The sequence below is a fragment of the Bradyrhizobium sp. C-145 genome (assembly GCF_023375135.1).
Lineage (GTDB): Bacteria > Pseudomonadota > Alphaproteobacteria > Rhizobiales > Xanthobacteraceae > Bradyrhizobium > Bradyrhizobium zhanjiangense.
In genome coordinates this window covers 6,599,828-6,624,275 of the sequence record NZ_CP088150.1, presented here as the reverse complement: position 1 = coordinate 6,624,275, position 24,448 = coordinate 6,599,828, and the positions used below count along the sequence as shown (strand labels likewise).

General features: G+C 59.7%; 18 protein-coding genes and 5 pseudogenes. 8 read left to right on the top strand and 15 right to left on the bottom strand.

Annotated elements, in window-relative coordinates:
* Positions 1 to 929: 929 nt before the first annotated feature.
* Positions 930 to 1,340 carry a hypothetical protein gene (locus tag LRP30_RS31170; RefSeq protein ID WP_249757272.1) on the top strand — a complete coding sequence of 137 codons (411 nt, stop codon included), beginning with the start codon at positions 930 to 932 and terminating at the stop codon, positions 1,338 to 1,340.
* A 126-nt stretch (positions 1,341 to 1,466) separates the two neighbouring features.
* The gene (locus LRP30_RS31165; RefSeq protein ID WP_249757271.1) at positions 1,467 to 1,754 is read left to right on the top strand and encodes a DUF3892 domain-containing protein; all 288 of its coding nucleotides are present in this window, start codon (positions 1,467 to 1,469) and stop codon (positions 1,752 to 1,754) included.
* Between the two features lie 1,680 nt (positions 1,755 to 3,434).
* Here LRP30_RS31165 and LRP30_RS31160 read toward each other — a convergent pair.
* Together LRP30_RS31160 and LRP30_RS31155 are read right to left on the bottom strand one after the other, a co-directional pair.
* Positions 3,435 to 3,689 (bottom strand): hypothetical protein, encoded by a 255-nt coding sequence (locus tag LRP30_RS31160; RefSeq protein WP_249757270.1) that lies wholly within the window; start codon positions 3,687 to 3,689, stop codon positions 3,435 to 3,437.
* A 9-nt stretch (positions 3,690 to 3,698) separates the two neighbouring features.
* On the bottom strand, positions 3,699 to 4,811 hold the full coding sequence (locus tag LRP30_RS31155) for a Fic family protein (protein ID WP_249757269.1): 1,113 nt from the start codon (positions 4,809 to 4,811) through the stop codon (positions 3,699 to 3,701).
* A 287-nt stretch (positions 4,812 to 5,098) separates the two neighbouring features.
* Here LRP30_RS31155 and LRP30_RS31150 point away from each other — a divergent pair, with 287 nt between their 5' ends.
* Positions 5,099 to 5,263, top strand: coding sequence for a hypothetical protein (locus tag LRP30_RS31150; RefSeq protein ID WP_249757268.1), 165 nt, complete (start codon positions 5,099 to 5,101; stop codon positions 5,261 to 5,263).
* Here LRP30_RS31150 and LRP30_RS31145 read toward each other — a convergent pair.
* The 8 genes from LRP30_RS31145 to LRP30_RS31110 all read right to left on the bottom strand — a co-directional run bounded on the left by LRP30_RS31145 (position 5,260) and on the right by LRP30_RS31110 (position 12,045).
* Positions 5,260 to 5,448 (bottom strand): Fic family protein, encoded by a 189-nt coding sequence (locus LRP30_RS31145; protein ID WP_249757267.1) that lies wholly within the window; start codon positions 5,446 to 5,448, stop codon positions 5,260 to 5,262. The genes LRP30_RS31150 and LRP30_RS31145 overlap by 4 nt on opposite strands.
* 297 nt (positions 5,449 to 5,745) lie before the next feature.
* On the bottom strand, positions 5,746 to 6,159 hold the full coding sequence (locus LRP30_RS31140) for a hypothetical protein (RefSeq protein WP_249757266.1): 414 nt from the start codon (positions 6,157 to 6,159) through the stop codon (positions 5,746 to 5,748).
* A 76-nt stretch (positions 6,160 to 6,235) separates the two neighbouring features.
* Positions 6,236 to 6,469 carry a hypothetical protein gene (locus LRP30_RS31135; protein WP_249757265.1) on the bottom strand — a complete coding sequence of 78 codons (234 nt, stop codon included), beginning with the start codon at positions 6,467 to 6,469 and terminating at the stop codon, positions 6,236 to 6,238.
* A 694-nt stretch (positions 6,470 to 7,163) separates the two neighbouring features.
* Positions 7,164 to 7,907: an IS21-like element helper ATPase IstB gene (gene istB / locus LRP30_RS31130; RefSeq protein WP_249757264.1), complete on the bottom strand. Its 744-nt coding sequence runs from the start codon at positions 7,905 to 7,907 to the stop codon at positions 7,164 to 7,166.
* 11 nt (positions 7,908 to 7,918) lie between these two features.
* Entirely contained in the window at positions 7,919 to 9,451 is a 1,533-nt protein-coding gene (gene istA / locus LRP30_RS31125; protein WP_249761867.1) for an IS21 family transposase, read from the bottom strand.
* A 294-nt stretch (positions 9,452 to 9,745) separates the two neighbouring features.
* On the bottom strand, positions 9,746 to 9,985 hold the full coding sequence (locus LRP30_RS31120) for a hypothetical protein (RefSeq protein WP_249757263.1): 240 nt from the start codon (positions 9,983 to 9,985) through the stop codon (positions 9,746 to 9,748).
* Positions 9,982 to 11,175: an IS91 family transposase gene (locus LRP30_RS31115; RefSeq protein WP_249757262.1), complete on the bottom strand. Its 1,194-nt coding sequence runs from the start codon at positions 11,173 to 11,175 to the stop codon at positions 9,982 to 9,984. Before LRP30_RS31115 ends, LRP30_RS31120 begins: the two co-directional genes overlap by 4 nt.
* A gap of 9 nt (positions 11,176 to 11,184) precedes the next feature.
* Positions 11,185 to 12,045 (bottom strand): site-specific integrase, encoded by an 861-nt coding sequence (locus LRP30_RS31110; protein ID WP_249757261.1) that lies wholly within the window; start codon positions 12,043 to 12,045, stop codon positions 11,185 to 11,187.
* Positions 12,046 to 12,512: 467 nt separating this feature from the next.
* On the opposite strand from LRP30_RS31110, the gene LRP30_RS31105 reads away from it, so the two are divergent.
* On the top strand, positions 12,513 to 12,929 hold the full coding sequence (locus tag LRP30_RS31105) for a DUF4336 domain-containing protein (protein WP_249757260.1): 417 nt from the start codon (positions 12,513 to 12,515) through the stop codon (positions 12,927 to 12,929).
* 287 nt (positions 12,930 to 13,216) lie between these two features.
* Here LRP30_RS31105 and LRP30_RS31100 read toward each other — a convergent pair whose 3' ends face one another.
* Entirely contained in the window at positions 13,217 to 13,567 is a 351-nt protein-coding gene (locus tag LRP30_RS31100; RefSeq protein WP_249757259.1) for a hypothetical protein, read from the bottom strand.
* Between the two features lie 1,484 nt (positions 13,568 to 15,051).
* A pseudogene (locus LRP30_RS31095) lies at positions 15,052 to 16,113 on the bottom strand (IS110 family transposase).
* A gap of 199 nt (positions 16,114 to 16,312) precedes the next feature.
* Between LRP30_RS31095 and LRP30_RS31090 the strand changes: the two are divergent.
* A pseudogene (locus tag LRP30_RS31090) lies at positions 16,313 to 17,334 on the top strand (IS110 family transposase).
* 679 nt (positions 17,335 to 18,013) lie between these two features.
* Here LRP30_RS31090 and LRP30_RS31085 read toward each other — a convergent pair.
* Both LRP30_RS31085 and LRP30_RS31080 read right to left on the bottom strand, forming a co-directional pair.
* Positions 18,014 to 18,448, bottom strand: a pseudogene (locus LRP30_RS31085) (hypothetical protein); the annotation flags it as partial.
* Between the two features lie 29 nt (positions 18,449 to 18,477).
* Entirely contained in the window at positions 18,478 to 18,846 is a 369-nt protein-coding gene (locus LRP30_RS31080) for an antibiotic biosynthesis monooxygenase family protein (RefSeq protein WP_249757258.1), read from the bottom strand.
* 97 nt (positions 18,847 to 18,943) lie between these two features.
* Here LRP30_RS31080 and LRP30_RS31075 point away from each other — a divergent pair.
* From LRP30_RS31075 to ltrA, 3 genes and pseudogenes are all read left to right on the top strand, one after another.
* Positions 18,944 to 19,416 (top strand): annotated as a pseudogene (locus tag LRP30_RS31075) (MarR family winged helix-turn-helix transcriptional regulator).
* A 66-nt stretch (positions 19,417 to 19,482) separates the two neighbouring features.
* Positions 19,483 to 20,302, top strand: a protein-coding gene (locus LRP30_RS31070) for an IS5 family transposase (RefSeq protein WP_249757257.1) whose coding sequence is annotated in 2 segments (ribosomal slippage) — positions 19,483 to 19,707 and positions 19,709 to 20,302 — 819 coding nt in all. Because the reading frame shifts where the segments join, the coding sequence is not laid out codon by codon here.
* Between the two features lie 466 nt (positions 20,303 to 20,768).
* Positions 20,769 to 22,091 carry a group II intron reverse transcriptase/maturase gene (gene ltrA, locus LRP30_RS31065; protein WP_346016183.1) on the top strand — a complete coding sequence of 441 codons (1,323 nt, stop codon included), beginning with the start codon at positions 20,769 to 20,771 and terminating at the stop codon, positions 22,089 to 22,091.
* A 98-nt stretch (positions 22,092 to 22,189) separates the two neighbouring features.
* Here ltrA and LRP30_RS31060 read toward each other — a convergent pair.
* Positions 22,190 to 23,538 (bottom strand): annotated as a pseudogene (locus LRP30_RS31060) (IS701 family transposase).
* Between the last annotated feature and the right edge of the window lie 910 nt (positions 23,539 to 24,448).

Genomic DNA, 24,448 nt, shown 5'->3' with positions numbered 1-24,448 from the left:
GAATCCCAACAGAAACCAAATCACAAGAGCAAGCGGCCAGAACAAAGAGGGAGCCTTTTCGGGTTGCGGTTCTGAGTCTTGATGGTCGGTCCAGGCCTTCCATGATCGCCAAGTCTGAGGCGACATCGGTTCGTCAAAGTCACGAAGGCTAGTTTCGTCCACGGCTATCTCCCACCACAACCTGTACTAGATCCACCAATGGTAGAAGAGCCTGCCAATGAGAGAACTCGCGTCTACTCGGTACAAACAACCAACCCCGGCACCATGTGGGGCGGATCGGCCCTCGCCAAGAAATGGAGCGCCACCAGACGGTTGGCCTCAATGATGGACTCCGGCAGGGCAATAACATCGCAGTATTCCCGACGAACGTGAAAGGCGCCGCGGCCGTGTTCGGTTGTGGGTTTTTCTGAGTCGCATACTGAGCGATCGCTCTGTCGATAAGATCCCGGTCTTCTGTAGATAGATGGGGATCGGGCCTCCACCGCCGACGGGAGCGGGATCGGTCTGCCTTGCCTCGGCCAAGTGCTGCTCAAAGGCATCTTGCCCGGCCTGGCTCGTCTGCGGCTCTTCCGAGACGGCGTGCTGCACCTGCGACCAAGCTGGTACATTAAATTGGTCAAAATCTTGCGGGCCCACGCTCACCTCACCTCCAGGATCACCTGAACAGGTCTCCGTAGTCAGGCAAGCTTTCGAGAACCTGACTGGGCCATGGTTGCGAACGAAGAATTATTCGCACTGGCCAACCTCGGAGATGACGACGCTCGGGCCAGCCTCTCTCAACAATGCGCCCGATCTTCCTGGAGAACTAAGCATCCTTTTCCATAATCGCTTGCTGCTGGCGGCCCCTATCGAAACAGCAGATTCTAAACTCCGATCCGGTACTTTCGACGCCAGATCGCCGACCAATCTCGCAGCTCGAAGTCTTGTGCATGAATGCGATCCTGGAAATTGCCGGCGTCATTACCTCGCTTCGCAAGGCCGCCCAGCAGAAGGCGGATATGCGCAAGCTCGCTGATCTGTTTGAGGTTGCCGTCGGAAACGTTGTCGAAACCGTCTCCTCTGCGTCCACTGAGCTCGAGGCCCCCGCCAGGTCGCTGAGGAAAACCGCCGATTCGGCCCAGCATCAATCCAGCGCACCCGCATCAGCATCCGAGCAGGCCTCATCGAGCGTGCAGTCGCTCGCTTCTTGCGGCGCTGATGCTGCGAACCAAGACAGCGGCGAGACTCGGCGCTCGCATGTAAACCATGAAAGCGCTGTCCTTACCGACAAGCCGCTTGGGTGGCCAGCCTCGGCCCTTGGATTAGCAAAGCTGAAAATCTCGCCCCGGCGCTTGGAGTGATGCGTAATCCTCAGAGTGCCGCCACGTTCTATCGCGGAGAAGGGCTCCGGGGCGCCTACCAGGATTGGTGGCCGCCCTGATCAACTACCTTCGTCTAAGCTGCCTGCAGATCTAGGAGAGACTAAGATGGCCAAACGCGCACGCATTCGTTGCACCAACAAGACGGGCAGAACGAACCCTCACGAAAGAATCACACATATCGGCGGACTAAACCCCGACGGAACGCCGTGGAAGCGATCCATCGATCAGGCTATCAAAGATATCGAGAGCGACGAATGGGAGTTTTATGTCGAAGAAAACGGCCGCAGGGTTGATGTGGTGTGGGCCACGCACAACGGGCACAAGTACATCAAGACGACGGCAGACGACATTCAACCCGACAATGTTCTCTCGCTCCTCGTCGAGTGTCCCTGATGATCACCGCCCCGCACGTTGAGCCCGCACGCCACTCTGCCAGCGCTGTGTCAGGGTCGTTCGACGCGGTCTCCCCGGCAAGTAAACTAGACGCCCGGTCCAGATACCAGTCAATCGCATTGCGACCCAAGCTCTGAGTGCCGGGCATCGCGGCCTGGCACCGCGTCCTTCTTGCCCCATGTGTCGAAGGCGCCCTCGGAGCAACCGCAATAGGCGGTTGCGTCGGCCTGCGTGAGGCCCCGAAAGGCGATCTGGTCAGCGCGCAATATCCGCTCCGAGCGCCTCAGCTCGGCGGGCGAACGCTTGTGCCGTGTATGGTAACCGTCCACTCGGACCAAAGTGGAAGTTAGCGGCAACGTGACTCGGCGCTTTGTCGGCCCTGAAAAGCGCTGTCCCTGCCACGCGCCGCTAACTTCGGTGGCCTGCCTTGCCATAACAAAGCTACCACCTCGCCTTCCCGGGAGTGTCGTCAAGCTCACGGGCTGCGGATTGTAGCGCCAAGATCGCTCGTGGGGCGCCTACCAGAATTGATGGCTGGCCTTCACTTCGTGAAGGCGCACGATAAGGTGAGGTTTGGCCGCACAAGAGGGGCATAAGCACATCAGGATGAGGCCCGCCTCTGAGGCCGCAGCTCGCAAGCTTGGACAACTACGGGCGCTCACCTCAGCCGCGTAAAAAGACCCCGAGCATCTCCGGCCCTGATGCAGACAAGCCGGAGCTACGGCCCGTGGTGATGCGAGCTCGGTGTGAGCACGCTACTGACTATTCTGAAGCGGTGTCCGCTCGATTGCATTTTCAGCTCCGCGCATGCCCGATGCAAGTTTATCAACCAGCCATAGCGGTTTTCAACGCGGCGTCTTTTACACCATCGAACGCGAGAGCATCGACCGCTGGAATTACTCATTCTCGTTCGACGATAAAGTAAAGTCCGGTACGGTCCAAACGAGGCTCGGACTCCTCGCCGTCCGATGCGTCCGGATACTCATTGACCGAGCACTGAAAAACGGTGAGAGGAGGGAGTCCTTCAATGATTAGGCTGATTTCAATTGCTTCCGTCACTCTGGCTATGACCACCGCGCTAGATAGGCCCAGCAGAGCACGCCGCGCGGAGGCTCCCCCCAAAGTCGGGAAAAATGCAAGCCGCTTGCTGCCGAACGTGGTTTTCGAGTGCAGGTGGAATTATGAAAAGGCAAGGTCGCGCAAAGCGAGAGTTTGTGATTAATTGCATGCGCGGAAAGCAAATCTAAGCAGGTCGAACGGGAGAACTTCGGACGGCTCGCCGGTTCACGCGGGCGGCTGGTTGTCCCACTCGTCCTAAATCAAGACGCTGCCGGGCTCGAAATTCATGTCCCGGCAGCGTTTCCTTCTCAAACTGAGCACTGAAATCCCAGTTCGCTTCGACAGTGCAACGACCATGCCACAGGTGTGTGACACGTGCCCGTCGGTTAGCGCTGGCGGGCTTTTGATCGGGAGGGGGTCCTAACGCCTGGTCCAGTTGGTGCCATTTCGCGAGAGCGTGATTTCCGCAGGCGAACCTTCCAGAATGGACGCGAGTATGGCCGCGAGGAGGACATCGCTTGTTACTGACGTTGTTTCTCAATTGCAGGAAGCAACAGTCGTCAAAGCCGCTAACGGTGTAGAGAAGACTTTTGTCGTCCGCATCTTGCTGATGGAAGCGGTCTAGAACCTGCGGAACGAACGACAGAATGCACACAAGGCCGCGGCGAATAAGGGCAGGGCTATGCAAAAGGCTATAGCGTAACCAGCAGGTAGGGCGGCCTGGCCGGTCAGCAGGTTTATAGAGCCGATGATCCATGCCGAGGAAAACGTCAGCAATGCAGCGTTCTTTGTCTCCGCGAATTTGACGAAGTCGATGTTGCGGCTGAGTTGGGTTGAGAGGATTTTCTCAAACGCTTCTTCCTGGTCATCCTTCATCGTTCGCCATCAGGTTTGTGTGTCGATGAGCGAGTAGCTGGTGCTTCTGCCGCCGGCCGCATCTTTCTTGAGGATGCCGTGTGCAATCAGCTCCTCAATGTCCCTCGCCGCTGTCGCCTGGGACACCTTCGTAAGCTTGGCCCATTTCGAGGACGTTAGCTTGCCCTCAAACCCGTCGAACAGGCGGTTGAGGACTGTCCGTTGACGTTCATTGAGCTGGCGGGCCGCATGACGATCCCAGAAGTCCGCTTTGCGGAGGATTCCCCCGAGTACGGCATCCGCGCCATCAAAGGCACGATCCAAGCAATCGAGGAACCACGACATCCACTCCGTGATGTCGAGGTCTCCTTTCTGGGTTCGCTCAAGGATGGTGTAATACTCACTCCTTTCCCGCCGGATCTGCGCGGACATGCTGTAGAACCTTTGCGCGCTCTGTTCGGACCGGGCGAGCGCAAGGTCGGCTATCGCGCGCGCAATGCGGCCATTGCCATCTTCAAAGGGGTGAATGGTCACGAACCAGAGATGTGCAAGCGCGGCCTTCAAGACAGGGTCGATGCTGCTCGCGTTGTCGTTGAACCACTCCAGAAAACTTTGCATTTCCTTGTCGAGGCGCTCGGCGGCTGGCGCTTCAAAATGCACGCGCTCGCGGCCCATCGGGCCCGAGATGACCTGCATCGGCCCGGTCTCGGCTGTGCGCCACGCGCCGACGACGATCTTGGTCATTCCGCTTCGCCCGGTGGGAAAGAGCGCCGCATGCCAGCCGAAGAGGCGCTCAGCCGTAAGCGCGTCATCGTAGTGTTCGGTGGCATCGAGGACCATTTCCACCACACCTTCGACGTACCGATCGGCGGGAGTGAGGGCGCCAATGTCCATGCCTAGGCGGCGGGCAATGGATGACCGGACCTGGTCACGATCAAGAACCTCGCCCTCGATCTCACTCGACTTCACCACTTCTTCGGTGAGGGTTTGAAGAGTAGCTTCGGCTTTGAGCTGGAAGCCGAGGCGCTCCATCCGGCCGAGCAACCGGCCCTGTTTATGCCGGACCGCAGCTAGCCGGTCCGCGATGCGCTGCAGCTCCCACGTAAGGGCCGGCCAACCCGGCAAGTCATGAATGTAGCTCATAATCCCATCATCCTTTGCAGAGATTATGGGATCCATTCTCGTCATAGCAAGATATTCTCTGCAAAAAATGATGAAAAAATATCATAATCTCTTCAACAACCGGAATTTGGGGAAAACTACCAAATCTTCCCCACGCACCTAAATCTGTTCTTATTATGTTCTAAATATACCCGTTGCGCGTGCAGGTCGATAAGTATCTTCGCGGGCCTTAGATCTAACGCGCTGCCATCGTCGGTCGTACTCCTTTGGGTTCCCGTTCGTGCCGCGCACCCAATGGAGCACCAGAAATGGCAGGTCGGAATTGGAATAAAGAGCGTGCCACGAAGCGGATCGATGCCAAGATTGAGGGCCTTCCGCTCAAGGCGATCGAGATCAAGGAATACGTCCGCGACACGGACCTCTCGAACCTGGCGAACACGGTCGCCTATCGCGCCGATGGTGTGCATCTCTAGCCATTGTCCCGAAGTCGAGCGAAGGTCTGCTTGAGCTGACTGTCAATGTATTCGGGATAGCAGAATGCGCTTCCATCCTTGCTGATGCGCACGGTGCGGCTCTTCCCGGCCCACGGGTATACATCCTGAAACAGGTGATGATGGACGGCACGGTAGTGACGGACGCTCAGCAGCCCGTCCGGCAAGGGCTCATCGAAACCGCTGGGCCGTCGCCGCGGTCTCGAAGCGAGTCAGCGCCCTGTGGGTTCTTAGGTCTCTGAGGTTCTTGAGGACGGTTGTGCCAGGGTAGCAGTACGGATCGTCAATGGCGTCATACAGCGGCACGGACGAGGTTATTTCCCGTATTTTTTCACGATCTCGTTTCGGCGGGTTTGCGCGGAGACACCCTTCTTGTCGAAAGTTGCGAAGGTGCCCTTCATGTCCCGTGACATGCGAATACCCTCGTCTTCGGGACCGCGTGGACGGTGTTGAGGCCCGGCATATCAGCGCAGTGTTTCAAGCTCGCCTCGGCGAATTTCCGCCACTTCCTTCTTTGGCGGTTTCTTCTTGCGGACGTTGATGGCGCTGGCGTCGAGCACGTCCTTCAGGTGGGCGGCATAGTATTTCTCGATCATCTCGACGCTGGTCCGGCAGTTCTTGGCCAGCATGTAGATGTCGGCGCCCTCCATCAGTCGGAAGCAGATGTAGGTATGCCGCAGGCTGTAGAGCGTGCGCGGACGTCCTTCCCGGTCGAACTTAAGGCCCTCTTCCTCGAGGATGCGGTTGAACATTTCGTGGTGGTACTTGGGGAAAATGAAATCATCAGGCTTGGATTTGTTGCGCTTCTTCAAGCGCTCAAAGACGGGCACGGCGTTCTGCGTGCTCTTGCAGGGACCGTAGCCGCGCTTTCCACGCACTTCGATTTCAAGGATGGTTTCCTGGGTGCCTTAATCGAAGGCTTTCGTAACATCGCGGTATTGGAGGCGCCTGGCCTCATCCGGCCGCAGGCCGGTATTGCTCATGAAGAGGATGAGGTCGTGCAACTGCTCGCCCCACCAGCGCCATCTGCTGCTCTTGGGCTTTCGGGTCCAGAAACTTCTCAGCAGCCGCCTGGAAGGTTTTCTCCTTCTTGCGAGCGGTGACCTTTTCCAGGTCACCGCTCCTCACCATCCCGCGTAGTTTGAGATACCACTCTTCGGCGACTTCCTCGGCTTGCCCGCAGATCATCCTTGTTCGTGGCGGACCGATATTGCTTCCCTTCGATCGTTGCCGAGCAATGGTACCGGCCGCGCTTCCCGCGGCGGTACAGATGGACCTTCCCACCAAGGATGATGTGGTTCGTTTGCTTGTCTGCCCTCTGCAGCGCGACTTCGTCCCTGACGCTTGTCTTTCGTTGGCTCCGCGGCCGGCGCACGCCAAAGTGCTAAACCGCGTGTTGTGCTAACATTGTGCTAAGAGCTATTGGCTCCATCAATCCCCTAACCCGCTGATTTGTCGTACATAAATTACCTTAGCCATCGTATGGTAAGATTTTAAGTCCCATCCGGCAAGCCGCCCGAAATAGGTGAGATCCAATCTCCCCGCGCTCAACGGGCGCGACACTGATCCCGTCCGGCCGGCGCGCTAATGGCTGCTGCAGATTTGCTTTGCGCAGGGGGAGTGCGGATTCCGACGAAGTCGCCCGGGTGTACCGATATGAAGTCGCCCGGGGATTCCGAGACGATGTCGCCCACCTTTCCGATTTGATCTCGCCCGGGGGGCGAGGCGTTCTGGCTTCCTAGGTTCTCTGGCATTGGGCGAGCCGCACGGTCAACTGGAATCGCGGCTTGAACCTTTTGTGTTTCTGTTGCGGTTGCTGTGGGCATGTGGGCAACGCCTTGGCGTTGTCCAAGCGCAGCGGCATGTCCACAGCGTTACGGGCTCAGGTCTTTCGGGCGGATTGCCGGGTTCGGCGCAGGCTCTCGCCAGTAAGGTCGAGCCGATGGGCATTGTGGACGAGGCGGTCGAGCACGGCGTCGGCATAGGTGGGATCTCCAATGAGCAGATGCCACTGGTCCACGGGGAGCTGGCTGGTGACGATCGTGGAACGATGACCGTAGCGATCTTCGAGGATTTCCAGGAGGTCGTGACGGGCACCGGCGTCGAGCGGCTCAAGCCCCCAGTCATCGAGGATCAGCAGATCGACACGGCCGAGCCCGCGCAATAGGCGCGGATGGCGACCGTCGCCGCGCGCGAGAGCGAGGTCATCGAACAGCCGCGGAACACGTTGATAGAGCACGGAGCGATTGTCGCGACAGGCCTTGTGGCCGAGCGCCGAGGCGAGCCAGCTCTTGCCGACGCCGGCCGGGCCGCAGATCAGGAGATTGACGTGGTCGTCGATCCAGTGGCCCTCGACAAGCTTGGCAAACAGCGGGCGGTCGAGACCGCGCGGGGTGCGGTAGTCGATGTCCTCGACGCACGCTTGCTGACGCAGCTTGGCGTAGCGCAGGCGGGTGGCGAGCCGTTTGTCGTGCCGCAGCGAGGCTTCACGTTCGAGCAGCAGCGCAAGCCATTCGGTGTGACCGAGGCTTGCGGCCTCACCGGTGGCTTCGATGTCGGCGAAGGCCTTGGCCATGCCGTGGAGGCCGAGGGCGTTGAGGCGGTCGAGTGTCGGATGGGTGAGCAAGGGATGGTCTCCTAATTGTAGTAACGCGGTCCGCGGATGTTGGCATGCAGGATCGGCGCATCGTCCGCGGAGCGCTGATGAGCGGGACGCCGATCGAGATTGTTGGCGAGGATCGACTTGACCGAGCCGTAGGTGCGCGCGCCGATGTCGATCGCCCGCGCCGCCGCGGCGTCCAGCCGTCCGCGCCCGTAGGAGGCGGCGAGCCTGAGGATGCCGAGGCAGGCGCGGAAGCCTTGCTCGGGGTGCGAGCGCTCGTCGAGAATGAGGTCGCACAACGCGCTGGTCGCCGGCCCGATCGCGGCAGCGTCCTGGCGGATGCGCGCGATGGTCCAGCCGGCGTAGCGCCGATGGCTGGAGGCCATGTGCTCCGGCACGGTGGTGTGTTTGTGATTACCGCTCATACGCTGATGCGCGGCGATCCGCTCGCCCTTGTGGAAGATCTCGACGGTGCGGGACGTGAACCGCACCTCGACCTCGGCACGGGCGAAGCGATGCGGAACGCTGTAGTAATGCTTCTCCACCTCGACGTGGTAATCGAGGCTGACGCGGCGGATCCGCCACTCGGCCAGAACGTAGGGGGACACCGGCAATGGCTTGAGCGCGGGCCGGTCGACCTCCTCGAGCAGCCGGCGGCGCGTCACGCCGAGCCGCCGGATCGGCCGTTCCTCGTTGAGCCTTGTGAGCAACTCGCCGATCGCCGCATTGACCTCGGCCAGGCTGTAGAAGGTGCGATGACGCAGGCGGCCGAGCAGCCAGCGCTCGACGATGAGAACGGCCTGCTCGACCTTGGCCTTGTCGCGCGGCTTGCGCGGCCGCGCCGGCAAGATGGCGGTGCCGTAATGCGCTGCCATCTCCGCATAGGTACGATTGATCTGCGGGTCGTACAGGCTCGCCTTGATGACCGCGACCTTGGTGTTGTCGGGCACCAGCAGCGCCGGTATGCCGCCGATCGCCGCGAAGGCGCCAACATGAGCGCTGATCCAGTCGGCGAGCCCCTGCGTCCACGTCGCCTGCGCGTAGGTGAAGCTCGATGCACCAAGCACGGCGACGAAGATCTGCGCCGTTCTGCGCTCACCGGTGAGACGATCGACCACCACCGGCACGCCGTCGCCGGCATAATCAACGAACAGCTTGTCGCCGGCTGTGTGCGCCTGGCGCATCGTCACCGACAGGCGGCCTTCCCAGGCGCGGAAGAGCTCGCAAAAGCGCGAGTACCGGTATCCGCCGGGTTCGGCGGCGATATATTCCTCCCACAGGATCGACAGCGTCACGTGCTTGCGCTTGAGCTCCCGATGCACGGCCGCCCAGTCGGGCTCTGCGAGGCGCCGATGCCCGTGCCGACTGCCGTGGCCTGTCTTGGCGAACAGCCGCGATTCCAGGACCGCGTCGGTCACATCGTCCGGCAACGGCCAGCTCAGGCCCGTCGCCTCAAACCGCCGGATCGCCAGCCGCACCGTCGAGGGCGCGGCGCCCACCCGTCGCGCAATCTCGCGGCTCGGCAGCCCGGCCGCCTTCATCCTGATCACATCGCGCACACGGCGCATCGCAAGCCTCTCCGTCGGCATCCAGGGTCCCCTTCGCAAAGCCGAAAGGGTTGACCTATGGGAGCCAAAAGAGGCCTCGTCACCCGGGCGACATCATCCCGGAATGGTGGGCGACATCATCTCGGAATGGGTGGGCGACTTCAAATCGGAATGGTGGGCGAGATCATCTCGGAATACTGGAGGGTTCAAATAGGTCCCGCGTCGCAGATCTCGCCGCAAGTCCAGCGCGGGACCTATTTGAAGCTGGATTGAACGAAGCCGCGTCTTGTGAGCGAGGACCTATGGGGGCTCGATCTAGGCGCCGGTGGGCGCAGCTGGCCCGATGCTGAGTCCGCGGGCCGGTGAGGTCGCAGATTGTCGCTGATGTTGGCAGCAGAGGATGCCGCCGTCGATAGCGTCGAACGGCGCGTCCAGCATGTGTGGCCGACTATGGCCCGTTCGCCGCGCGTTCTGAGCGTGCTTGATCGTTCCGACGGAGAACGTCGGCATGGCGATGCCTGCAGTGGGAGCGAACAAGTCGAGGTAGTCGGTCATGATGTATCGCAGCGAGGTGCTGCGCGTCGCGGCGTTGGCGCACGCGGCACAGGCCCAATCTCGACCATGCGGCCTCCGCAGATGGGGCACAAGTCAAGGCGGTGACCAATGAGGATGGCGCAGCGCTCACGATAGTCGACAGCTTCGGCAGGCGGAGGTGGTTGCGGCGCCTTTAGCGCCGCTCGGATGCGCGCGAGTTTGGCGACGCGGCAGGCGTTCGCCAGGAAGCCAAAATGGCGGATGCGGGGGAACCCCTTCGGCAATACGTGGAGCAGAAAGCGACGGATGAACTCGTCAGTCTCGAGCGTCATCACTTTGGATTTGTTGCCGGCGCGATAATCCTTCCACCGGAAGCGGACGTGGCCCTGCTCACAGGTGATGAGCCGGCCGTTGGCGATCGCAACGCGATGGGTGTAGCGCCCGAGATACGCCAGAACCTGTTCTGGTCCGCCGAAGGGACGCTTGGCGTAGACGACCCACTCGACCTTGCGGAGGGCGTTTAGATGGCGGGCGAATGCAGCCGCTTCGCTCAGGTGGTCGAGGTGGCCGAAGAACTGGAGCTTGGTGCTATCGAACGCCGCCTGGAGGCGCTCCAGGAATAGCCGACGATACAATCGTGACAGGACGCGAACGGGAAGGAAGAAGCCGGGGCGGCAGCCAACCCAGCTTCCATCGGGGGCAATCCCGCCGCCCGGCACGAGGCAATGGGCATGCGGATGATGCGTCAGGGTCTGCCCCCAGGTGTGGAGAATGGCGATCATCCCAGTCTCGGCACCGAGATGCTTCGGGTCGGCGCTGATGAGACGGATCGTCTCGGCCGCCGTCTTGAGCAGGATGTCGTAGACCACCGCCTTATTCTGCAGCGCGATAGCGGCTACTGGCGCCGGCACGGTGAAGACAACATGGAAATAGGGGACCGGCAGCAGATCGGCTTGGCGATCGGCGAGCCATTGGGCGCGCGCGAGGCCTTGGCACTTTGGACAGTGCCGATCGCGACAGCTGTTGTACGCGACGCGAACCAGGCCGCAGTCGTCGCACCGCTCGACATGGCCGCCGAGCGTCGCTGTGCGGCACGCCTCGATGGCTGCCATCACACGGCGCTGGTCGGATGTGAGCCGAGAGCCCTGCGCGGTACGGAACGCAGCGCCGTGGCGGCGGAAGATGTCCGCCACCTCAAGCACGGGGCGCATATGCGCGGCTTAGTGGGGTGGGATCACCGTGATGGAGAGCCCATCGAATGGGCTGGTCGTGCGAGCGAGCAGATTGGTCGCAACCTGCGCGTAGCGGGCGGTCGATCCGAGGTCGGCATGTCCGAGCAAGACCTGAATGATGCGGATGTCGATCCCGCTTTCCAGGAGATGAGTCGCAAAGGAGTGCCGGAGCGTGTGGACAGTGATCGGCTTGGCAATCCGAGCGCGTCGGCGGGCGGCGCGGCAGGCCGCCTGGACGCAGCGGACGCTGACATGTTCGCTTGGGTCTTGGCCTGGAAATAGCCACAGCCCCGGCCGTGTTCGCGTCCAGTACGCACGCAGAATATCCAGCAGCCGAGGAGAAAGCATCGCGTAACGATCTCTGCCGCCCTTGCCGTTCTCGATGTGGATCAACATTCGCTTGCTGTCGATCGAGCTCACCTTCAGGCGTACGACCTCGCTAACCCGTAAGCCAGCCGCATAAGCCGTCGCCAGCACGACGCGGTTGCGCACCCCTGTAACCGCGTCCAGAAAGCGCTCGATCTCTTCGGCACTAAGCACGAGGGGGAGCTTGTCGGGCTTCTGGCCGCCGATGATCCGCTCGAATGCCTCCGTCTGCCCGAGTGTGATGCCGTAGAAGAACCGCAGCGCGCAGGCCACCTGATTGATGTGGGACCACGAACGCTTTTGGCCGATGAGGTGCAGTTGGTAGGCACGGACCTGCTCGAAACTCAACCGGTCCGGGGCGTCGCCGAAATGGCGGCTAAACTTTGCGATCGCATAGATATAGGATTGCTGAGTCGACGGCGACAGATTGCGGACCGTCATGTCCTCGATCATACGCTGCCGAAGAGGGCTCATCGTAGCCATCTGGGTCTCCTGTCTTGAGAGGGGTGGTGCGAAGACCAACATCCTCTCAGACAGGACACCTCAGTACAGCAGGCTTGCCTCCACTCCCGCGTAGCGGGTTCGTTCAATGCTGGGCGACATCGAGCGGAATCCGCAGGGGAGGGCAGGGACCGCACAAATGGTCGCCCATGACAAGGATATCGAAGGCGTAAAGCTGCACTCAGTCATGGTCGTGTTGCCGGCTGCGCAGCGCGTTGACGGGTACATCGTCCCCACTGCTTCCGGGACTTTCCGGCGGGAAATGCAAGCCGCCGGCGTTTGCAAAGCGTCGAGCGTCCTAGCGGGAGCCTTACCTCGGCTGTCACCGCCAGGAACGAGCGCCGTTTCCGCGGCTTGAGCAAGGTCGCCCCTTGACGGAAGATATTCATGGATACCTGCTGGCGCCGAATATCGCGCACTGGATGTTTTTGTAGGACCGGCAGAGAGAATTGCCCCAGGCTTCGACATTCGCCGCGCGCGGCCTTCTGGCACGCAGGCAAGTTCGGGCAGCAGGTATCGGTATCGACCGCGAGCTTGGTGGCACAGTGCCCGAGGAATGGTCCGCCGACATTCTAACCGTCTCGGTGAATGCCCCAATGTTCACCGAGGTCGAGCTGTTCGACAGGCGCAGCCGAACGCTGATCCTGACGGATTTGGTGCAAAACATCGATCCGACGGCTCGGAAAGCAATCATGAGTCCGGAGGTATACCTGGACAGAGCCGAACATTATCGCGGGGCGAAAGCAACGGCTACTGATAGCTTTTCGCGCCACCATCTGGAGGCGATGGAAAGGAGCTATAGGACTTTAGCCGAGAGCGAAGCTGCATTGCGCCGATCGTCAGCGGTCGATGCCCGGGGAAAGTAAGGCCGCCTCAGCTACCAGGCCTCGTTCACTTCATTGAATGTCAAGTTCGGGCTCGAAGGCGCCCGCAATGGACGACCTTGAGCCTGACCGTCCTCATGATGCGCCATTCCAAGGGTTAGCCGCTTCCTTATTTAGTCGGAACCCATCAGGAGGACTGCTCGTTGGTCTTCCGACTTCTGCCCAGGGGCGGGCCACTACGGCATTCCGTTTGCAAACTGAAAGGCCCGATGAGAAAGCCGATAAGCCGTTCCACCCTCGCCCAAGTTGCAGGCTTTCGGCCTTCGGAATCATTGTTGAGGGCTGTCGTAGCATGGATGGCTCAGCAGGAAGACAAGCCTGGCTTGTCCGAGGCGATAAGTCGGCTCGTGCAACTGGGACTCACGTCCCACGCCGATCAGGATCTCCAGAAGCAGCGTGCACGTAACATGGCCGGCGATACGATCGATCGCACGGGCGACACAACGACGACGGCAGATGATTGGGCAATCTGCAAGCGCGATCTGCTCGACGGACCCAAGGAGTTCGACCGCGTGCGAATTGATCGTCCCAAGCGCAGCAAGCCGAGCCAACAATAAGCCGAGCACGAAGAAACCGCTAGTATCGGACGACTGCAGATCACCCGAAACGAGGAGCAGCAATGAGACAGCATTCCCGATCGGATGCAGCCGATGCGGCGAACAATCTTTTCAAGCAGACCGCGAAGAAGGTAACGGCTGAGTACGAAAAGGCAGAACAGGCTTTCCATGCAAATCGAGAACGGGTGAAAGCTGAACGGTTGGCGAGGGAAGCGGAGCGACGAAGCCAGTCCGACAGGGCGCCCTAGGTGCCGACATTTAAAGGTAAGCAGGGAGAAAGGCCTGACGGCGGTAATATCATGGCGGAGCACTTAATTTCGTGTGAGGGACAATGCCCGCTAGGTCTGCAGACCGGGATCGTGACATCCGCGAACTTACCGACACTGAAGCGGTGTATCTAACGCGCCCACCGCGCCATCGATGAGTTCACGTTGCTATAGCCGAATTGCCACACGTACAAAGGTTCCGCGCGCCGGCACCTGGTTTGGCGCTGCCTTAGACGGACATTCGATTTATGATGACGGTCCCCTTTTGGATGGGACTGCCAGCATGCGGTACAAAGTGTTCGTGGTTGACAGCAGCCGGCGAGTGATCTGCGCCGCAAAGCTTGACTGCATTGACGAGCAGGCGGCGAGACGTCGAGCCGAGCAAATGTGTTGCGAGCACGACGTGGAGCTTTGGGAAGGTGATCGGCTCGTTGCTGTATTTCGAGGTGGAACGTCGGACGGAAGCGACTCCGCCCTGAATAGACGGCCCATTGCGCCGCCAAGTTAGTTCACGGCTCTTGCTCTGCTACCCGGTTTAACACGCCGGCTTCTGCCGATTGTTCTCGCTTCAACGTGTCGGAGCTTACTTCGAAGCTTCTCCACTTCTCTCAGCTCCGCCACAAGCGCTTGGCGTCGTCCATTCAGAACAGCCCAAGTATAAATCTGACGCGTACTGGACATGACCCGCCCCAAAATATCACTTGCACTAAGAAGTCGATGAAAACAGAAAGGACGAGAAATCGCTCGGCCGAAGCTCAGTGAGCCAAAGCCGCAGCCGCCAGATGCTCCCAGTACCCTGCCTCCGCGAGCAGTTTTGAGCTTCTCTCAGGTTGGCGCGCGGCAGTCTGTCGGCAAAGCCGCGCCCTAGCGCGAAAGCGGCCGGCAACTTCCATTCCGGCCTCCCATGTTTTCCCCAAAGATTATTTTTCAATTTTGAAGTGGAGTCATTATCATTAGCGACCATAATCAAATTTATTGTTTAACGGCGTCGGGCTGCAGTGACCGGCCTCAGCGCCCGGCGTTGTTAGGTCGGAAGCAGATTCTAGGGCGTGTACCCGTCTGTGGACGCCCCGCCAGATGCAAGCGCTTTTTGAAGAAGATTGGCACGTGGTCGGATGCTGCCATCTGTCCGGCCTCTGATGCAGCGATGGAGCTGCGGGCCCGTATGGGAGTTCGCAGACCGGAACCAAATCATAAATGCGTGCTCTGGGCACGATGGGTACATCTGGTTCTTCCGGCCCCCGTCTCACCGACTTTGCGCCATACCCCTCCTTCGACCGACTACACCTGCGACGACCTTAGGCCCGCCAGGCTCACGCCTGCGACCGGAGCCCTGTAGTTCTCCTGCTTTATAAGCAGCGCCCAGACGATCCGCGCCATCTTGTTCGCGAGCGCGACGGTTACCAGCATGCGCGGTTTGCGAGCCAGCATCTGTTCGAGTCAAGATCCCTTTGGCGCGCCGCGTTTGCTCGCCTGTTGCACGACGGCGCTGCTGCTGATGATCAGGAGGCGTCTGAGCGCGCGCTCGCCCATTTTGGATGTCGCCAAGCTTCTGTTTGCCACTCGTCGATCTTTGAAGGGGCTTGAGGCCCAGCCAGGCGGCAAAGTCGCGGCTCTTGGCGAAGGTCTCGACCGGCGGTGCTAGGGCCGGCGATCGCAGTGGCAGAGATTGGGCCGATGCCAGGAACGGTCATCAGCCTGCGCGATACCTCGTCCTCGCGAGCGCGTCGCACGATCTCCTTGTCGAGATCTGCGATCTTGCTGTTGAGGCCGGCGAGCAGGTCTAAAATCAATCGGAACATGGTGTGGGCCGCTTCGGGAAGCGAGCTGGCCGTCGCTTCTGCATCGACCAGGTCGGCAAGCATCGCCACATGCGACGGACCTTTGGGTGCGATCCAACCATATTCAGTAAGGTGTCCTCGGATCGCGCTGATGAGCTGGGTTCGCTGCCGCACCAACAGATCACGGGTTCGGAACAGCAGACCCGCCGCTTGCTGCTCTTCGCTCTTCATGGCCACGAACCGCATGCTCGGCCGCTGCGCCGCTTCGCAAATCGCTCCGGCATCGATCGCATCGTTCTTTTGCCGCTTCACGAAACGGTTTTACATAGGCGGACGGGATCAGCCGAACTTCATGGCCAAGCTGGGTCAGCTGACGAGCCCAGTGATGTGCTCCACCACATGCCTCCAGCGCCACCGTGCAACTCGGCTGCGCCGCGAAGAAATCCAGCAGCTCTCCTCGGCTGATCCGCTTGCTGAACATCGCTCGACCCCGCCCATCCGCTCCGTGAACGTGAAAAACGTGCTTGGCGATATCCAGACCGATTTTGATAACTTCTGACACGGACGCCTCCCTTAAGTGGTGCTCAACACCTCCACTTTGGCACATCGATGCCGTCGGGCGGGGCGTCCACATGGGGTAATCGCAGGAGCGAGCTGCCCTACAACCAATCACGAGCCTTGGAGGGCGGCTGTTCCCCGATAGGATGGAAATACGGGCTCACGACTGGACGCCGGGCCCAAGCATCGAATGGAGAACAGCCATGGACGAGTATATTGGTCTCGACGTGTCGATGAAAGAGACGGCAGCCTCAATCCGTCGAGCGGGTGAACGAATCTGGCGCGGCAAGTGCGCATCGGATCCCAGAATGATCGCCGAACTCATCCGCAAGCGTGCGCCGGCCGTGAAACGAGTGGTGTTCGAGACCGGACCGGTGTCGGTATGGTTCTATCATTCTCTGCGCACTGAAGGATTGCCGGCGATCTGCATCGATGCGCGCCATGCTAAAGCGGCACTCGATATGGCGGCGAACAAGACGGACGAACGATGCCGATGGGCTGGCCCAGCTGGCGGAAGTCGGGTTCTTTCGTGAGGTGCGCGTGAAGGGATTCGACAGTATGCTGACCCGCACGCTTGTGGCGGCGCGCACGCGGCTCGTCCGAATCGCTACCGAGCTTTCCAACCAGATCCGCGGTGTCATGAAAAGCTTCGGTCTGGTCGTTCCAGCCGGAAAGGGAAGCACCTTCGAGAAGAACGTCCGGAGCCTTCTTGCCGATCAAGACGGACTTGCATCGATCGTGCTTCCGATGTTGGAAGCCTGGCGTGGCATTCGCATCCGCGCCGCCGAACTCGGACGCCAGTTGGTCGCGACGCGCGACAGAGCCAGGCTTGCCGCATCCTTATGTCCATTCCCGGCATCGGTGTGATCACGCAACCACCTTTGCCACGGCCATTGAGGAGCCGGACAACTTTAAGAAATCACGATCTGTTGGTGCGTGGATCGGCCTGACGACGCGCCGCTATCAATCCGGAGAAGTCGATTATGACGGCCATATATCCCGACGTGGCGACCGTCATTTGCGAGGGCTTCTGTACGAAGCAGCGACGGTCATTCTCACGCGCAGCTCAAGCGAAAGCACGTTGCGCACGTGGGGTTTGCAGCTCCGGGAAAGAATCGGCTTCAAAAGAGCTGCCGTGGCTGTGGCGCGCAAGCTGGCAGTGATAATGCATACAATGCTTAAGACTGGCGAGCTGTTCAATCCGACAGCCGGAGCCATCGCATGAATCCGATTAGCGTTATGAAGCTGAACGCTTGAGGTGTCCCTTGCCGGGACGTGAGCCGAGCCATTCCGCTGATGGGGTTGCACAGCTGACTCAGTAAAGTGCGTCGTCCACATTGAAGGCTCGTCCCGCGAAGCTCCATCATGCGGCGGCTACTGTCGACCGCGAAGACAACCGTGCACCTGGCAAGCACTTCAACAAGATTATATGCTTGACCTTTCAGCAGCGATTAGACAACCCCATCATAAACGGGATGGTGCGGGTCAGAGCGCGTTTAAGGATCAAGAGCGTCATCCTGCATCGGCGCTCGAAGTCGAACGATAATTTCGCCTGCTCGCTTACCGTCCTTAGCGATAGTACCAAGTGCTCGCCGGGCTTCTTCCAGATCTGGCGGTTGAGTGCCCAACCAGTTTAAGGCGGCCTCTGCATTGAGAATCGTGGCTGTGAGCGCGTCGACGACAGCAGCTGAGGTCTGCAATGGCGCTTCGCCCTTCGCCTTGCGCGGATTTCCTTTTGGTTCGCTGAACCGGCTGCGATGCACCTTGCGCCGCCTTAGGTGCAGAAGGGCGTTTGCAGCCTTGCGGATCAGATCGAGTACGAGGTCGGGCTGGGCCCGCTTGGGGACGCGGCGGCCGTCGATCTTAAAGACAGTCGAGCGTTTTGTGACAAGACATTGAAGGGCGCGGCGCAACCATCCCTTCATTTTGAGACCGTCCCGCATGTTGAGAGCAAGAAGCGTAATGTTTGTTGCGCCCGCGACGAGCTCGATCGCCTGCACAGCATAGAACGCGGCATCGAATTCTGCCGCCTGAGCCTTGGACGCAAGGAAGAGCGCAGACGGAATAAGAATCAGGATGCCGTTCCCTGCAATGAATGGCATGCGCTTGAATTTGGCCCCGATCAGTCCGGTCCGGCGCCCCTTTGCCAAGATGACACCTGTACCACCGGTCGCAGCGAGCGCCGGAATCAGCAACAAGAAACCCCACGGTATGGTGCTCTTAACCGCTGCAACTGTGGCATGGGACGCGAACAGCTCGCTGAGTACCGTCGATAGCCAAAATGTGCCGATCGTTGCGATAGCCAAGGCGCCAGCGACAGGATGGATCAACTTGATCATGAGTATCTTCCCTTCCTAAAAACGCAGGGCTAGGCAACGCAGATGCCGGGCACGGCAACTTTCTGGAACAGATGAGGGGAAGCTATCGCCGAGGCCGGATAGCTGGCGATTTTTGCTAGAAAGTCAGGATGGGTGAAGGCCGCGCGGAAGTGTGCGGTGGATTCCCAGACGGCGTAGTTCAGATAGGTCGAGCTGTCGCCGAGAGCTCTGTGCAGCTGAGTGGAAATGAAGCCCGGCTGTCGCTTCATGAACGCTGCGTCGTCCTGCCAGGTCTTGAGAAAAGCCGCCTCATCGGCTTTGTCGAGAGTGAATGGGTTCACCAGGACGACCGAATTTGCCTCGATAGCGTTCTGGCGGTCGATCGGGAATGAAGGGTCGAGTGGGCGTAGCAGCGACATGAGTGCCTCCATCGCTATTTAATATGTGATGCCTAATTGGTATTATGATTACATGACATATTGACACTATGATGTCAATATAAAACAATGGTGACAAATGAAAAGAGCCGAGCGAACCCCCGAGGGTGACGCCCTAACCGACCTTGTTCTCGATCTATTCAGGCTCGACAGCCTACTTCTGACGGCCGGCGACCGTCTGGTCGCCCCGCTTGGCCTAACAAGCGCACGCTGGCAGGTGCTTGGCGCCATTGTGTCCGCCGAACGTCCTCAACCGGTCGCTTGGCTCGCACGCGACCTCGGCGGCAATCGTCAAAACGTGCAGCGGATTATCAATGATCTGCACAGGGAGGGCCTCGTATCTTTTGAGGTCAACCCGCATCACCGACGGGCGCAGCTCGTCGTGCTCACTGAGAATGGACAGCGCGCCTTCGAAGCCGCAATGGAATTGCAGGCTCCCTGGATCAACGATCTTTCAGAAGGGCTGTCGGTCAAGGATATACGGATTGTCCATCGCGAGTCACGGCCTTGCGAGATAAGCTTGAGGGCAGCCGTGAGGACAAGTCGGCCTGACATGGCAAAAGCATTATGCTCGCCCCGGCGCCCGTGATTCAAGCTCCCAAACTGAGGCTTCGAATCATGCGCCATGAACTAACGGACTACGAATGGGCATCTATCAAGTCTATGCTACCAAACAAGCCGCGTGGAGTTCCTCGGGTAAACGACCGACGCGTCCTCAATGGCATCTTCTGGGTCCTGCGATCTGGGGCACCTTGGCGCGATTTGCCGGATCATTTTGGCCCTTACACTGCCTGCTATAATCGCTTTGTTCGCTGGCGCCGGGCCGGTGTCTGGAGCCGAATCCATAGATGCACTCGCCGCTGCTCACGATGCGGCGGTCCAGATGATCGACACCTCTATTGTCCGTGTTCATCAGCACGGAGCGTGCATCGCCAAGAACCAGAGGCAATCGATAGGACGGTCACGCGGCGGGTTCACCAGCAAGATTCATGCGCTTGTAGATGGCAATGGCCTGCCCGTACGGCTGGCACTGACGCCGGGTGAGCCCCATGACAATCGACTTGCCGGAAAACTTCTGTCTCGTCTGAAGCCTGGATCGATGCTGCTCGCCGATCGTGGTTACGACGCTGACTGGATCAGAGATCTTGCCATGAAGAAAGGTGCATGGGCAAACATCCCGCCAAAATGCAATCGCAATGATCCGATCTGCTTCAGCCCGTACCTTTACCGCGCTCGAAACCAGATCGAAAGATTCTTCAACAGGATCAAGCAATGTCGTCGGGTCGCAACGCGCTACGACAGGCTCGCCGCCAACTACCTTGCCTTCGTGCAACTCGCGTCAATCAGATTATGGCTGCGTCTTTATGAGTCCGCGTGCACTACTTTGGGTGCGCCGGGAGACCGGCAAGGAGTAGATGGTGAAAGTCCATTGCGATGAAGGTGTAGCGAACTACATCGGCCCCGAGCCGTGCGCAGGCCTCCGCGAGGGGGTCGGCGAAGCGTCGGTAGGGGAGCATGCAGGCCAGCCATTGAGCCGCGAAACAGTGTTATCCCGGGCGTCGACGCTGTCCAAAGAGCGGAAGGCAACATGGGCGAGTGCGCAAGCGCGAGCACCCGTCCAGCCCGGCGTGGTCGTAGACCCTGGCATGCATGGAAGCTCCTTGTACGGGAACCGGGATATCTCCGGGTCGGCCACCTTCCTCCTCCGAGGATATGGTCCGCAGCGGGAAGGCGAGGAGCCGTAGCCGCTGATGCACGACACGGAGAAGTCTGACTCTGGCATAGTAGCTGAGAAGCCGACGAACAAAGCCGGATTACCGGCGGCGGAGTGGGTGGAGCCAAGGCTGGGGACCAAGGGAAACGCGGAACAGCAGCGCATACACCGGACACAGGGCCGGGCTCGCATGACCCAGTCGCTGGACCGCGTACGGACAGCCGCAAGGCTGAGGAAGAAGGACCGGTTCACCGCGCTCCTTCACCACATCAATGTCGATACACTGCGGGCGGCGTTCTTTGCGCTCAGGCGCAGGGCCGCTCCCGGAGTGGATGGCATGACGTGGCAGGACTACGAGGAAGATCTCGAGCCCCAGCTCGCCGATCTGCACAAACGGGTCCAACGAGGAACGTACCGCCCGCAACCGTCTCGCCGGACGTACATACCAAAGGCAGACGGCAAGCAGCGGCCGTTAGCGATCGCGGCTCTCGAAGACAAAATCGTCCAGGGCGCCACCGTCATCGTGCTCAACGCCATCTACGAAGGAGACTTCTGTGGCTTTTCCTACGGGTTTCGGCCCGGCAGAGGGCCACATGATGCGTTGGACGCGCTCTGCACAGCGATCGAGACGCGGCAGGTGAACTGGATCGTTGACGCCGACATCCAAAATTTCTTTGGCGCAGTCAGTCAATCTTGGCTGGTGCGCTTCTTGGAACATAGGATCGGCGACAAGCGCATCATCCGCCTCATCCAGAAATGGCTGAAGGCAGGTATTCTCGAAGACGGCGTCGTAACCGCTGATGACAGGGGAACGGGTCAAGGTTCGGTGATTTCACCGCTCCTCGGCAACATCTACCTGCACTACGCTCTCGACCTGTGGGCCAAGCGCTGGCGACAACGCGAGGCCTCCGGCGGCATGATCATCGTGCGTTACGCGGACGATGTAGTGGTCGGCTTTGAGCGCGAGGACGACGCACGTCGTTTCCTCGATGCGATGCGCGCGAGACTGGAGGAGTTCGAGCTGACGCTCCATCCGGCCAAGACCCGCCTGATCGAGTTTGGTCGCCATGCGGCGGTTCAACGTAAGCAGCGCGGACTCGGAAAGCCGGAAACCTTTGCGTTCATGGGGTTCACATTCATCTGCGGCAAATCACGCCAAGGGCGCTTCCAGCTTCAACGGAAGACCCGTAGCGACCGCATGCGAACCAAACTCCGCGAGATCAAGGAGGAGCTGAGGCGCCGAATGCACTGGCCGATCCCTGCACAGGGGAGATGGCTCAGGCAGGTCGTGACCGGCCACTTTGCGTACTTTGCTGTCCCGACGAATGGCCGAGCGCTCAATGCGTTTCGGTTCTATCTGACCGACCTCTGGAGGCGTACGCTTCGGCGGCGCAGTCAGCGGAACTGTCTGACCTGGGATCGCATAACGCAGATCACCGACGACTGGCTCCCCAAGGCTCGCATCCTTCATCCATGGCCGAAGCTGCGCTTCGCCGTCAAACACCCGAGGTAGGAGCCCGGTGCCTTAATTGGGCTCGCCGGGATCTGCGCGGGGGGCGCCCAGTGATGGGTGTCCCTACCGCGAACATAATGTGTTTTCGCCACTGCTTTTCAAGGAGTTGCTTTCGGCAATATGGGCACTGCTGAGACCGCGGCCGAAGGATGAGATCGACGATGGCGTGACGTACGGCGGGCATGGTTGGTTGAGGCGGAGGCCCGTTGATTCTTTTTTTCCACCCCGCGTATGCGAGGCGACGATGTTGCAGGAAGGCGTAGGCAATCATTGTCATCAAGGCGTGGCGATGAAGACCTTGCCATGATCGTCCTTCGAAGTGATCAAGTCCAAGCTCCTCCTTCAACTGCTGATGCGCCCGCTCACAAATCCACCGTGCCTTGATGGTTGCGGCCAGCGTGCGCAGATCCGTCTCCGCCGGAAGATTGGCGAGATAGTATTTCTTCTCCCCGGAGGCACGTTGCTCGCCAATGAGCCAGGCTTCGTCGCCTGGGAGATGCTGCTGACCTTTGTCCCATATCCGCTGCGGAGGGCCGTCGGCGGTCCGGACACGGAGAGCAGCAAATTGGGCTTTGAGCCGACCTTTCGTCCCGCTACGCCAACTCACGGTTTTCCATTTGGCGCTGGCCAGCATTTGTTCTGCCGCAATCGATAAGATATCAGGGACGTGGTGCTTTCGTGGTTTCCCGCGGACTTTGGTAATCGGCCAAATGAGCTTCACATCGACCGGATACACTTTCAGTGCCGAGGGATGCCGACAGCCCAGGCCAGCCCGCGCTCTGTTAGACCTTGTCGAAACGGTGCGCTGAGGCCGTATCCTGCATCCGCCAGCACACATCCAAAGCGCAAGTTGGCTGCCATCGCGCGGTCAATCTCGGCCAAAGCAATTTCCGGCTTGGACCGTGGCGTTCGGTGTTCGACGGGCACGCGAGCGCGCTTCAAACGAGACACGTCGCTTGTCCAACTCTCAGGCAGAAAGAGACGCAGTGCGACCATCACTGGCACTTCGCCGCGCGCAAGCGTTAAAGACACCAGCGTTTGGCAATTTGCCGTTTTACCGAGAGCCGACGCGTATTGAGCCGCAACACCGACCGAACGCTCACCCTTCTTCGGCAGTGAGGTGTCATCAATAACCAGCACCGCATCGCTGCCGCCGACAAGTCGGTCCGCCTGGTTGAGCAGCTCTGTTTCCAGCGGCGTCGCGTCCCAGACACCGTCCGCAATGAAATGGTGCAATTGGTCGTAGTTGCTCGTGGCAAGGCGTTCCGCCATCGGCTGAACGCTCTTGCGATCGCCAGGACCGATCAATCCTGCAACATACAGAGGACACATCCGCTGCCGGGTCTTATGACCCAGCCGGTCCAAGAACGGCATCAGCCAGCGTTCGAGTTCGTCTTCCCATCCAGGCATTGGTCAGCCCTCCAAGAGCCGACCACCCATGAATCATTGAAAAATTGATTCGGGAATCCTAAAACGCGACAAAATCAACAATCTGCCAAAGTAGTGCTAGCTAGCTGTCCGGCTTCAGCCGCACGTAGATAACGGTCTCGGTCAAGATCGGCTCCGTCAGCTTCGCAGAAACCAAGCCAAAGCCGTAAGTAGATAACCTTGCCTCCTCAACCGACGTCTCGTTGCCGGCCCCGTTTGGTAACTCCAAGCTATGGCCCTACGTGAGTCGGGGGGATTCATGAAACGGGAGCGGTTGCAGAGCATGTCTGTGGAGGAGCTGTGGCAACTCCACACGCTAGTCAATGACATTCTCTCGCTGAGGCTCTTAGCGAAAAAAGAAGAGCTGTAACGACGGCTTGGGCTGCTTAACCGAGGCGAAAACATTTCCTTAACTCGGTTTGACCCGGAGGAGTGAGGTCGCAGAAGTGTTGCCTCCTAAACTAGATTGACAGCCGATTCCGTCGACTTCCGGCCACGGTGAGCAAGTGGACCGCGTCTCATTTGAAATCACGGCGCCTGCGCCGGGCCGCTGCTCGACGCCTTGCGGAAATGAGTGCCCTAATGGAATAGCCAGCGATGACGCCGATGGTGAATGCGGCCGCCACTATCAAAGGTAAAGAGAACCGCTCCATACCAGCGAATGCGGTACCAGGCTGCAGCGTTCCTACCTGGGCCACCGAACGGCTCGAATCGCCGAGGCTTAGTGCAAAACGCGAGCGGCTTCTGCTAGCCGGACCTTCTCTCTCTCAGCCCATCGAGGTGCTTCATTGCTTACGCGACCTCACCAGATCGGAGACCATGTGTACCAGACGGGGCTTTAGGACTCGAGACTTCTGATTCATCGCGAAACAGCTACTTGCCAGGGCCGCCGGAAGTAGGGGGGTCGGCAAGGACCGTGCCAGCGAAGT

Bases quoted from the DNA above. Each gene is read 5' to 3' on its own strand.
- LRP30_RS31155 (WP_249757269.1), bottom strand. From the start codon at position 4,811: ATGAGCTACATTCATGACTTGCCGGGTTGGCCGGCCCTTACGTGGGAG.
- LRP30_RS31120 (WP_249757263.1), bottom strand. From the start codon at position 9,985: ATGACCGACTACCTCGACTTGTTCGCTCCCACTGCAGGCATCGCCATG.
- LRP30_RS31115 (WP_249757262.1), bottom strand. From the start codon at position 11,175: ATGCGCCCCGTGCTTGAGGTGGCGGACATCTTCCGCCGCCACGGCGCT.
- LRP30_RS31135 (WP_249757265.1), bottom strand. From the start codon at position 6,469: ATGATCTGCGGGCAAGCCGAGGAAGTCGCCGAAGAGTGGTATCTCAAA.
- LRP30_RS31110 (WP_249757261.1), bottom strand. From the start codon at position 12,045: ATGGCTACGATGAGCCCTCTTCGGCAGCGTATGATCGAGGACATGACG.
- ltrA (WP_346016183.1), top strand. From the start codon at position 20,769: ATGACCCAGTCGCTGGACCGCGTACGGACAGCCGCAAGGCTGAGGAAG.
- istA (WP_249761867.1), bottom strand. From the start codon at position 9,451: ATGCGCCGTGTGCGCGATGTGATCAGGATGAAGGCGGCCGGGCTGCCG.
- LRP30_RS31150 (WP_249757268.1), top strand. From the start codon at position 5,099: ATGGCAGGTCGGAATTGGAATAAAGAGCGTGCCACGAAGCGGATCGAT.
- LRP30_RS31165 (WP_249757271.1), top strand. From the start codon at position 1,467: ATGGCCAAACGCGCACGCATTCGTTGCACCAACAAGACGGGCAGAACG.
- LRP30_RS31170 (WP_249757272.1), top strand. From the start codon at position 930: ATGAATGCGATCCTGGAAATTGCCGGCGTCATTACCTCGCTTCGCAAG.
- LRP30_RS31080 (WP_249757258.1), bottom strand. From the start codon at position 18,846: ATGTCGCTGCTACGCCCACTCGACCCTTCATTCCCGATCGACCGCCAG.
- LRP30_RS31160 (WP_249757270.1), bottom strand. From the start codon at position 3,689: ATGAAGGATGACCAGGAAGAAGCGTTTGAGAAAATCCTCTCAACCCAA.